Raw genomic sequence first — 10,041 nt, 5'->3', positions numbered from 1 at the left:
CCCGCAGACCGGCTTGCCCCAAAATCTCAATCACCTCATCCAGCCAGTCCCAGTGGAACTGACCGCGCGCGGGTTCGATCAGGCCCCAGGTGAATTCAGCAATCCGCACCCAATCCAACCCCATATCTGCCATTCGGGCGGCATCGTCTCGCCATTGCAAAGGGTCCCACTGTTCGGGGTAGTAACAAACCCCAAGTTCCAGCGCGCTCATCGTGTGTCCTTTGCCGTGCGTCGTTCGATCCACTTCAGGAAACTGGCGCAGCCGAGTGTGAGAACGACATACAGGATTGCTGCCGTGTTGAAGGGGGCAAAGGGCAGAAAGCTAGCCGCCTGAAATTCGCGCATCCTCTGGGTCATGTCGCGGACGGACAGGATAGACAGCAATGACGTGTCCTTGATCATCGCGATGAACTCGTTGCCAAGCGGTGGAGTTACAATCCGAAGGGCTTGCGGCAGAACAATAAGCCGCGCCGTATGCCATCGCGACAAACCCAGAGAGCTGCCCGCTTCCAATTGGCCTTTCGGTATCGCCTCGATCCCGGACCGGAAAATTTCGGCCATATAGGCGGAATAACCAACCGAGATCGCGATGATCCCCCGTGTCATATTGGTCATATCGATACCGCCGCCGGTAACATCCTTGACTGCGCCCGCCAGCGGCAAACCGATATAAAGAATGATTACCAGCATCGGAATGCCGCGTATCGTATCCACGAAAAACTCGGCCCCGACCGCCAGCGGGTGCAGTTTATGCTGAGCCCCGCCGATGGTCAGTGTCAGCAACAAAAACCCGAGCACGGCAAATGCCAGGGCCGGATTGCGGTACTTATCGGGTAGAAATCTTGTTTGCCACAGGACCGGATAACCTTGCGTATGCGCCTCCGCCGGAACAAAAGCGCCCGAGACGCTGTCGACCGTTTCGATCTGTTCAAGCGCGGCAGTGGCATCGGTTGCGCTGCGGATCCGATACTGCTGACCATCGGCCCCCTCGAACTCGCCAAACCGGATGACGTCAGCCTGCGCCTGCGGCGTGCCGCGCACAACCGCGATACGCCCCTCTGTGCTGCCCACCAGAACAAAGCTGACCTGCGGCTGCATGAAGAAAAAGGCCGAGGCTGCCAGCAATGCCAAACTGATCGAACCATAGACGACCGTAGTACGCGCCTTTGGTTTAAACGATTGCAACCCGACCCAGACCAAACCAAGAATGGCCGCGAAGATATAGGCAAAGATGGCCGCGCGGAAAGTAATGGCCACCCCGGTCGCGAACTGCCAATGAGCCATGAACATGAGATAAAACAGTACTGCGCCTGTGAGACTCTCCAACCCCAACAAGACGCGCCCGCGCCAGGGCGGCTGCAAACGTGCCGACAATAGGCAAAGCGCGACTACAGCTGCGTAAACCGCCAGGAAAACCTGTAATCCCGTCTGAACCCTGGCGATCACGTCCGGAAACAGTACCCAGGTCTGATTGGACCGATCGATGAGGGGCGAGGTGTTTTCGCTGAGCGCATGAAAGAAGACCGACTCCGCAAATGGCATCAGAAGTTTCGGAGAAACAAAGCTGATGACCAAAAGCGTCGCAGCCGCCGGTAACGCGGCAAGCGCGCAGAGCCGCAACCAGCCGGGGGAGTTCTGTGAAAACCGCACGTAGCGTGCGCAAAGATATCCAAGGATCGCAACGCTCGCAATCAGCAGAAATCCAACAAAGATGGCCCCCGCGTCTGTGCCGATCCCCAGAATTGCGACCAGAGACCGCAAGTATTTTGAGGATGTGGCGAACAGGTAGATAATAAAGGGCGCTGCTGCGAGCAACACCAGGTTACTCGGGCGGATCGTGCTGAGGCGCGACATGGAACTTCTCCGCTATGACAAGGCCCGGCGGCACTGGCCGCCGGACCAAAAAAGGGCGCTAATGGATCAGTTGGTGCCCCAGTATTTGGCTGTCAGCTCGTCCAGCGTTCCATCCTCCTGAATGGCCTTCAGACCGGCGTTAATAGCGTCCACCGTCGGATCGCCTTCCTGAAACACGATACCCAAAGGATCGGATTGCAAGCCTGTGATGCCAACAGTCAACTCGCCCGCAAATTCCTGCTCATAGGCCGCCGCCGATGTGCCATCGATGATCACGCCCTGGACGTCTGCGTTTTGAAGCGCCAGAATGGCGGCCGAGAAATTGTCGTAAAGGCTGACATTCTCGCGCCCGACAAGCTCTTCCGCCAGTTGGGCGTTGGTCGTCGCAGTTTGCGCGGCCAGTTTCTGGCCACCGGCTTTGAAATCCTCAAGTGTCATGTCAGCATTATCGACCTGCAACAGAATGGCCTGGCTGACAACGATGTAAGGCTCGGAAAAGTCCATGGTTTCTTCGCGTTCCGGTGTGATCGACACGCCCGAGATAACCAGATCGAACTCGCCCTGCTGAAGGGCCGCAAAGATACCGTCCCAGGCGGTGTTTACGAAGTTGGGAACGCAATTGACCTTTGCACAGATCGCATTCATCACATCGACGTCAAAGCCCACGATCTCTCCGGTTGTTTCATCCACGGTTTCCATCGGTGGATATGTCGCATCGGTTCCGATTTTCAGGACACGACCTTCCAGGTCAGCAGCAAAAGCCGCTGGAGCCATAAGTGTCGTGAGTGTGGCAGCGGCAAGTAGGTTTTTAATCATGTTCAGTTACTCCTTTGTTGGATCAGGTGGTCTGCGCCGCATCCGGCGCCGGGGTGTCAGGTTGTCGCTCGATCAATGTGGCCCTGATCTTTTTCTGAATCTCGGACGGATCGACCCCGTCCAAAGCTTTCAACATGAACTCACCCAGCAGACGGCTTGTTTCAGCAATCGGCAAGTAATAAGTGCTGGGTGGCGGTACAAAATACTGGCTGAGCTTCAAGTCATCGTTCGAGATGACCACAACGTCCCTGCCAACCTGCACTCCGGCTTTGTCGGCAGCTGACAGCGCCCCAAGGGTTATGGCCTCATTGGCGCAGATGATGGCGCTCGGCGGTTTCGGCAACTGCATAAGCGTCGCAAATTTCTGTTGACCGGATTCCGCGGTGGTCGGGCCGGTGGAAACCAGTGCCGGATCGAGCTCCACACCGCATTCTGACAGCGCATCCGCATAACCCCGGCGGCGTTGTTGCGCATAGATCAGGTCATCCGGCGGGTTTATTAAAGCGATGCGACGATGCCCCAGCGCAAGCAGCCGGGTCGTGGCATCATAGGCCGCTGCCTGACTGTCGAGGTCCACATAAGGATGCGGTTGAGGGCTGTCGCTCATGCCGTATGTGACAAAAGGAAAGCCCTGCCCCTGCAGATACGCGACGCGTTCATCATGAACACGTGTGCCGGAAAAGATCACGCCATCAGCCTGCCCTTCCTGCACGATGGACTTCAACGTTTGCAGCGCGGCCTCGCCATCACATGCGCTGAATACGCTCAGCTGATAGCGTGATCCCATTAGTGCATTGGATATTCCGGCCAGAATTCGCGTAAACTCTACACCTTCCCACTCTTCCGCGGCATCGTTCGAAACACGGACCATAACCGCGATTCGATAGGATTTATTGGTGCGCAGCTTCAGGCCATCCAGATTCACCCGATATCCCAGATCCGATGCAACTTTCTGAATCTCTTCCCGGGTTTCCCGTTTTACCGATACGGAACCCCGCAAGGCATTCGAGACTGTGCCAACGGAATACCCGGTACTTCTGGCAATCGATTTGATCGTCGCCCGCGCCATCACCCAAACCCTGCCAATTGTTCCGTCAAGAACGACCGACCCGTTTGCAGGGTGCGCACGTGATCATCGGTTTCGTCATGTTCGACAAACAGGTCCGTGCAGTTGGTCGAGGCAAGCGCGCGCAGGGTTGCGTTCCAGTCAACCACGCCTTCGCCCAAATCGCGCCAGCGCGCGTCACCTGTTCCGCCTGCTGGATCGATATCCTTTGCATGCACGGACAGGATTCGATTGGCGTGGCGGCGGATCGCGTCCGCAGGATCCAGACCAGCCGCAACCAGCCAACCGAGATCTGGCTGCCAAAAGACGTCTCCACCGGAAAGGATCAGATCAAGAGGTGTGTCGCCAGCCTCACCGATAAGATCAAAATCATGATTGTGATACGCAAGGCTGATACCATGATCTGTCAGCTGGTTTGCCCATTTGGACAACTGGCCCGACACCGCCCTCCATCCCTCGGCAGTGTCGGGCCGCACCTGGGGCGCCAGCCAAGGCATGACAGCCACCCGGCATTCGATTAGGTTTAATACTTCGACGATATCCGTAAATCGCCCTTCAAACTCTTCCCAATCAAAATGTGCTGACCGAACATTAAGGCCTGACCCGATAATAATGCCAGCCATCTGAGCGGGGGTCAGGCCATGCAAGCCGGTGGTTTCGACATCTGAATACCCGCAGTCCGCAACCAATTGCAGTTGATCTGCAAGATCACCGCATTGCCGCACTGTGTAGAGTTGGGCAGAAACTCGCATCCCTCACCATTGAAACGTTTCAATTAGGGTGAATTACGAGCTGCACCCTTGTCAAGCGCCGTATGGATGCGATCTGTATGGCCAGCCCTGAGAAGGGGCTCCGAACCTTTGCCCAAAACCCAGATGGGGTGGGCAATCGAGCCTTTTTTTTCAACCGATTTCAGATCCAAACAATGAAGGGCTATACGAGCGGGCTACCAATCTGTATCACCGAAAACGGTATGGCGAGCGGGGAACGTCTTCAGAATGATGATCGTATGGATTATCTCAACCGACACCTGGCTGCCGTAAGGGACGCTTTGGCACAAGATGTTCCGGTAAAGGGCTGTTTTGTCTGGTCACTGCTGTGACAAATGCGATTGGGCCTTCGGATGTGGAAAAAGGTTTGGACTGGTGGACGTGAATTTTGAAACGCTTGAGAGAACACCCAAAGCGTCTTTCATGGCGCTCAAGTCTGCCCTTTCCGGGGGTCAGAACGTCTCTCAGCCGTTAGCGCAACCATCCAGTGCAGTGCATGAGCATTGGAATCTGGTTGCTGACATAGGGGGCACCAACACGCGGCTGGGCGTGGTAACGAACGGAGAGCTGACAGACCTGCGCAAGCGCCCGACGGGGACACTGGAAGATCTGCTGGAAGCGTTTCACGCGCTTCGGGATGAAATCGGAACAAATCCGCAGGCAGTGGTGGCGGCGGGAGCAGGCCCTGTCCGAAACGGCACGATTCGGCTGACAAATGCCAATCTGGACCTGTCCGAGGCCGAATTGGCCAAGGCCACCGGTGCCAGTCATACGTTTGTAATTAATGATTTCACCGCTGCAGCGTGGTCGGTGGCAGAAGTAACCCAGAAAGATGTTGCCGTCTTGCAAGGTCACGCGACACCGCCAGCAGGCACGCGATTGGTGGTGGGTCCTGGCACCGGGCTTGGCGTGGGAGCGTTGCTGTTTTCCGAGGGCCACTATCATACAGTCTCTGGTGAAGGTGGGCATGTCGGTCTGTATCCGCGTCACCGCGACGAAGTTGACATCTTTGAAGCAGCCCGCAGCATTGCGCCTGAGTGTTTCTTTGGTGACAGCCTCGCGCTGGAAGCTGAAATGTTCCTCAGCGGTACGGGCTTGCCTATCCTCTATCAGGCGATCGGGCTGGCGGCAGGCCAAATACTGACACCAACGCGCTCGGCGAAAGACATCCTGCGCGACGCCCGCGACCGTTCTGACCCCGTCGCGGTAAAGGCAGCTCGGATGTTCAACACCCATCTGGGGGCTTTGATGGGCGACATGGCTGTCACACTGATGCCTGCGGGCGGAGTGTTTCTTGTTGGCGGTGTCGCAGAAAAGAACCGCTGGCTATTCGGCGAAGAGTTCACAGAGGCGTTCAACGGCGGCGGTCGTTTCAGCGAACTGCGCCGCTCGTTGAACCTGTATGTATCAGAGCAAGCAGAGTTCGGCATCATCGGGGCGAACAATTTCTGCAAGAACGCTTTGATGCGATAACAGGTCTTCCTGACAAAATAATCTGAAAAGGACTACGAAATGATCCTGTGCTGTGGTGAAGCCCTGATCGACATGATTTCCGAGCCGACAGTGTCGGGTGCACAAGGATTTGTACCGCACACAGGTGGGGCGATATTGAACACGGCGGTCGCAGTCGGTCGTCTGGGTGTTTCCGTCGGAATGCTGACCGGTGTGTCGTCTGACATGTTTGGCCAACAAATTACTAAGGCGCTGATTTCAAGCCATGTTGACACGTCACATGTGATCGTCTCTGACCGCCCCACGACCCTTGCGTTCGTACAGCTAAAAGACGGTCACGCCACTTACGGCTTTGTTGATGAAAACACCGCTGGACGAATGCTGCAACCCGAGGACATGCCGGACCAGCTTACAGCCGTGTCCGCCTTATATCTTGGGGGTATCAGCCTGGCATGTGAACCCTGCGCGGATGCCTATGCCTCCCTTCTGAACCGCCACGGAGCGGATCGCGCAGTGATGTTGGATCCGAATATCCGACCGGATTTCATCAAGGATCAGACCCGGTATCGAACCCGTCTGAACCGCATGATCGCACAGTCCGATATTGTGAAGGTTTCAGATGAAGATCTTGACTGGATCATCCCGGGAGCCGAACCCGAGGCCGCCAAAGCTTCCCTTCTATTGCAGACCGGTCCGTCTGCCCTCATCGTGACCAGGGGTGGCGACGGGGCGAACGGGTACCTGTCCGACGGTTCCAAGGTTTCGGTTCCTGTAAAACCTGTTCAGGTTGTCGACACGATCGGCGCGGGCGACACGTTTAATGCTGGGGCTTTGACCGAACTCGGCCGCGCAGGGCATTTGACAAAGCAAGGGCTGCGCAATCTGACCCCCGAAAGCTTGCGGGCGGCCATGGCGTTGGGCGCAACTGTTGCCGCTGTAACAGTATCACGCGCCGGGGCAGAGCCGCCCTGGGCACATGAAATTTGATTGCCTTCAACAACCGCAAAAAGGAACTGGTGACAATCGCATCAAGGCCGAGGGCCGTGGCTGCGGATTTTGCGACCGCCTGGCAGGCTCACAAATTACGTTGGGCCAAGGCGGAATAAGCACCTATCGCTTCCGGGCAATGATCCACACGGGATGATATGTCAGTGAGACCCCGCAGTCCGTGCCGAATTCCTTAGCGTATTCGTTTTCGAACCGAGCCAGCGTGGACTTGGTCCATGTCCCTTGCGCCCTGCCGTTTACACCTGTTCTTCGCAAATACCTAAGAACCTCGCGGGGTGTATCGAAATAGGTTTGTCTCAGGCTTTCGCCAACGGCCAATACCTGCATCGGCCCGTCGACAGCAGCGGCAAGAGCAGCTGGCGTAGTAAGGCCCGGTGCACGCGCTGATGATCCGATCGCGCTAAGCTCTTGATATTGCTGAGGGCCAAAACCCGAAACCGCCAACCACCCGCCGGGCTCAAGCGCGTCCATCCCTTTGTGAAGCAACTGAAGCGGGCTTTCCATCCATTGGATCATCGAAGCCGAGGCGATCAGATCAATCCGGGAAGGCCAGTGAACTTCACGCGCATCACCGGCAATGAACGTCGCCTGTTCCGCATCCGCCGTTGCCTGAGCCTGCGGCGCGATGTCGTTCAATATGAGGTTTGGCACGTGAAAGCTTTGTCGCATCAGACGGGTCAGATGCCCTGTGCCACATCCCAGCTCGAAGACAGTTTCAAAACGACCCGGGGCTCCGGCACGACGCAGTTCGGAGACCAGCTTGCCTGCGACCCAGGCTTGCTGATTTGCCGTGTCGTGGTAGGTTTGAAAGCTTCTGCTAAAGCTCCGCTGCACCCTGTCTGCCAGTTGCGCTGTCATGATACCCAACTCGCCCAACTTTGCCCCTGTAGGAATGGTACATGCGGCCCCGCCACATGCTCGACTCGGGCCAAGGTTGAGGCCCATGCCGTTTCTTGGGCCGCTGTCGGAATGATCCGGTCGTTTGTGGGTATCCACACTCTGTCAAAACCTGGATCAGGGGCAGACCCGCGTTGGATCACGGCAAATAGTTCCCGCCGCGCCGCTGCGATGTCCAGTTCCGGGGGCTCGCCTGGCAAACCCGCGCGGCGGCAGAACTTGGCAAAGCTGCGTTCGGAAAGCTGAGCCGCCGTTGCCTTGATCATGTCAGGCGCAATACCACGCTCCGGGCACGCCGGATGCAAAGTGCCGCTGATGGCGATCAATTGGTCGGGACGAAAGCCCGAGCACTCCAGCCAATGCGCAGCCGACGCGACACCAAAGGAAAAGGCCAGCATATCAATGTGATCGAAACGGGCGAGATCAGGCAGGGGATCATCGAGGCTGGTGTAGCCTTCCACCAACAGGATATTCCCGCCCCCCGTAAGACCCCGGAACGGAGCATCGCCCAATGCCCATCCACCGAACACAAGGGTCAGAGTACAGTCGTCTGATTGGGCCAGCCAACGGCTTTTCATTTCTGCCCCCCAGCCAGAGCAAGCATCGCGGACGTTACCCTGCTCAGTTCGTCCGGCGAAATAACATAGGGAGGCATGCAATAAATATTGCGAGCAAACGGGCGCAGCCAAACACCGGTTTCTGCGGCCAATCCATGTGCGATGGAGGGGTCGACCCGCTCATCCATCTCGATGACGCCGATTGCGCCAAGAACGCGCACATCCGCTACACCGGATAGATTGCGCGCGGGGGCGAGTTCGGCCTTCATCTGCTGCGAGAGTGATGCAACTTCCTGCTTCCAGTTTCGCTGTTGCAACTGGTCAAGGCTCGCCACCCCTGCCGAACAAGCCAAAGGGTTGGCCATGTAGGTGGGACCGTGCATCAAAACTCCGGCCTCACTTTCCCCGATCCCGCGAGCGACAGCCTCGGTCGCGATAGTGGCGGCCAAAGTGATATGCCCACCGGTCAACGCCTTGCCAAGACACAGGATATCCGGAACCACCCCGGCGTGATCCATTGCAAACATCTCGCCGCTGCGTCCGAAACCGGTCGCGATTTCATCGAAGATCAGCAAAACGTCATGCGCATCACACAAGGCACGCGCCCCACGTAACCAGGCGGGGTGATAGAAATACATCCCACCAGCGCCCTGCACCACCGGTTCAAGGATCAGTGCGGCGATCCTGTTGCCTTTGTCGTTCAGCAACGCTTCCAGCGATTCTAATCCATTCGCGGAGGGATTGTCAGGCCATTCACGGCCGAACTGGATGTGAGGGCGTGGCAGAAAGTGCTGGATCGACAACGCACCGCGAAACAGGCCATGCATCCCGTTGACGGGATCACAAACGCTCATCGCCTTCCACGTGTCGCCGTGATAGCCACCCCGGATCGTGGCAAATTCAGACCGTTCGCCCCGACCATTGGCAATCTGGTACTGGACTGCCATCTTCAACGCGACTTCAATTGCGACCGAGCCGCTGTCGCTGTAGAAAATGCGATCCAGGCCATCCGGCAGAAGGTCGACCAACCTGCGGCCAAGTTCCACGGCGGGTTCATGGGTCAGGCCACCAAACATCACATGCGGCAGTGTATTCAGCTGCTTTTGCATCGCATCGATGATGGCCGGGTGCCTGTGCCCATGCACCGTACACCACCAGGACGACATTGCGTCGATCATTCTGACGCCATCAGCACGCGTCAGCCAGACACCTTCTGCCCCGGTAATCAGGTGCATCGGGCCGGGTTCAAGCACATGTGTATAAGGGTGCCACAGATGGCGCGCATCAAATTCCAACGGGGTCACAGGAACCTCCGAATGGTCGCCACATCGATTGCCGAAAATGCGCCGTTCAGGCGCTGCGGTGTCAGGTCGCTCAGAAATGGCAGGCGTCCCAGATGATGCACTTTACACATCTCGACGATGGTTTGCTCTACGTCCGGCACGGGGTCACCCACGAATGCGACGCCGACAACCTCGCAGCCAGCAGCCCGAAGCGCCATTAGAGATAATGTGGTGTGGTTGATCGTTCCCAAGGCGGTGCGCGCAACAAGAACAACCGGAGCCTGCCATCCGGCAATCAGGTCCAGAAAAAACGACTGGCGGTTCAGCGGCACCATAAG

General features: G+C 57.2%; 12 protein-coding genes. 3 read left to right on the top strand and 9 right to left on the bottom strand.

The genetic code is table 11. The features are described 5' to 3' along the window. The 5 genes from AC2FND_RS18485 to AC2FND_RS18465 all read right to left on the bottom strand — a co-directional run. Positions 1 to 211 (bottom strand): beta-galactosidase (locus AC2FND_RS18485; RefSeq protein WP_496771224.1); only part of this gene is annotated, 211 nt, incomplete at its 3' end. Further along, positions 208 to 1,854, bottom strand: coding sequence for an amino acid ABC transporter permease (locus AC2FND_RS18480; protein WP_496771223.1), 1,647 nt, complete (start codon positions 1,852 to 1,854; stop codon positions 208 to 210). The genes AC2FND_RS18485 and AC2FND_RS18480, both read right to left, overlap by 4 nt. Before the next feature lie 66 nt (positions 1,855 to 1,920). Further along, entirely contained in the window at positions 1,921 to 2,670 is a 750-nt protein-coding gene (locus tag AC2FND_RS18475) for a basic amino acid ABC transporter substrate-binding protein (protein WP_480588615.1), read from the bottom strand. 22 nt (positions 2,671 to 2,692) lie between these two features. Continuing rightward, positions 2,693 to 3,739 (bottom strand): LacI family DNA-binding transcriptional regulator, encoded by a 1,047-nt coding sequence (locus AC2FND_RS18470; protein WP_496771222.1) that lies wholly within the window; start codon positions 3,737 to 3,739, stop codon positions 2,693 to 2,695. Then, entirely contained in the window at positions 3,739 to 4,488 is a 750-nt protein-coding gene (locus AC2FND_RS18465) for a sugar phosphate isomerase/epimerase family protein (RefSeq protein ID WP_496771221.1), read from the bottom strand. The genes AC2FND_RS18470 and AC2FND_RS18465 overlap by 1 nt, the downstream gene beginning before the upstream one ends. A gap of 62 nt (positions 4,489 to 4,550) precedes the next feature. Between AC2FND_RS18465 and AC2FND_RS18460 the strand changes: the two genes are divergently transcribed. Genes AC2FND_RS18460 through AC2FND_RS18450 form a run of 3 tightly spaced genes read left to right on the top strand, consistent with a single transcriptional unit; the run spans position 4,551 to position 6,945 of the window. Then, positions 4,551 to 4,838, top strand: coding sequence for a family 1 glycosylhydrolase (locus tag AC2FND_RS18460; RefSeq protein ID WP_496771220.1), 288 nt, complete (start codon positions 4,551 to 4,553; stop codon positions 4,836 to 4,838). Positions 4,839 to 4,881: 43 nt separating this feature from the next. Then, entirely contained in the window at positions 4,882 to 5,979 is a 1,098-nt protein-coding gene (locus tag AC2FND_RS18455) for a glucokinase (protein ID WP_496771219.1), read from the top strand. 39 nt (positions 5,980 to 6,018) lie between these two features. Beyond that, positions 6,019 to 6,945, top strand: coding sequence for a carbohydrate kinase family protein (locus AC2FND_RS18450; RefSeq protein WP_496771218.1), 927 nt, complete (start codon positions 6,019 to 6,021; stop codon positions 6,943 to 6,945). A 123-nt stretch (positions 6,946 to 7,068) separates the two neighbouring features. On the opposite strand, the gene AC2FND_RS18445 is transcribed toward AC2FND_RS18450, so the two are convergent. The 4 genes from AC2FND_RS18445 to bioD form a co-directional block, all read right to left on the bottom strand. Continuing rightward, positions 7,069 to 7,824 carry a methyltransferase domain-containing protein gene (locus AC2FND_RS18445; RefSeq protein WP_496771217.1) on the bottom strand — a complete coding sequence of 252 codons (756 nt, stop codon included), beginning with the start codon at positions 7,822 to 7,824 and terminating at the stop codon, positions 7,069 to 7,071. Beyond that, positions 7,821 to 8,441, bottom strand: coding sequence for a pimeloyl-ACP methyl esterase BioG family protein (locus tag AC2FND_RS18440; RefSeq protein ID WP_209597358.1), 621 nt, complete (start codon positions 8,439 to 8,441; stop codon positions 7,821 to 7,823). The genes AC2FND_RS18445 and AC2FND_RS18440 overlap by 4 nt, the downstream gene beginning before the upstream one ends. Next, positions 8,438 to 9,724: an adenosylmethionine--8-amino-7-oxononanoate transaminase gene (bioA, locus tag AC2FND_RS18435; protein WP_496771216.1), complete on the bottom strand. Its 1,287-nt coding sequence runs from the start codon at positions 9,722 to 9,724 to the stop codon at positions 8,438 to 8,440. The genes AC2FND_RS18440 and bioA overlap by 4 nt, the downstream gene beginning before the upstream one ends. Continuing rightward, positions 9,721 to 10,041 (bottom strand): ATP-dependent dethiobiotin synthetase BioD (gene bioD / locus AC2FND_RS18430; protein ID WP_496771215.1); only part of this gene is annotated, 321 nt, incomplete at its 5' end. The genes bioD and bioA, both read right to left, overlap by 4 nt.

The sequence above is a fragment of the Ruegeria sp. BHSB056 genome, from assembly GCF_059613305.1.
This window is presented reverse-complemented; position numbering and strand designations above follow the sequence as displayed.

Excerpts from the sequence above, each read along its gene's own strand:
- AC2FND_RS18480 (WP_496771223.1), bottom strand. The coding sequence starts at position 1,854 with ATGTCGCGCCTCAGCACGATCCGCCCGAGTAACCTGGTGTTGCTCGCA.
- AC2FND_RS18475 (WP_480588615.1), bottom strand. The coding sequence starts at position 2,670 with ATGATTAAAAACCTACTTGCCGCTGCCACACTCACGACACTTATGGCT.
- AC2FND_RS18470 (WP_496771222.1), bottom strand. The coding sequence starts at position 3,739 with ATGGCGCGGGCGACGATCAAATCGATTGCCAGAAGTACCGGGTATTCC.
- AC2FND_RS18465 (WP_496771221.1), bottom strand. The coding sequence starts at position 4,488 with ATGCGAGTTTCTGCCCAACTCTACACAGTGCGGCAATGCGGTGATCTT.
- AC2FND_RS18460 (WP_496771220.1), top strand. The coding sequence starts at position 4,551 with ATGGATGCGATCTGTATGGCCAGCCCTGAGAAGGGGCTCCGAACCTTT.
- AC2FND_RS18450 (WP_496771218.1), top strand. The coding sequence starts at position 6,019 with ATGATCCTGTGCTGTGGTGAAGCCCTGATCGACATGATTTCCGAGCCG.
- AC2FND_RS18445 (WP_496771217.1), bottom strand. The coding sequence starts at position 7,824 with ATGACAGCGCAACTGGCAGACAGGGTGCAGCGGAGCTTTAGCAGAAGC.
- AC2FND_RS18440 (WP_209597358.1), bottom strand. The coding sequence starts at position 8,441 with ATGAAAAGCCGTTGGCTGGCCCAATCAGACGACTGTACTCTGACCCTT.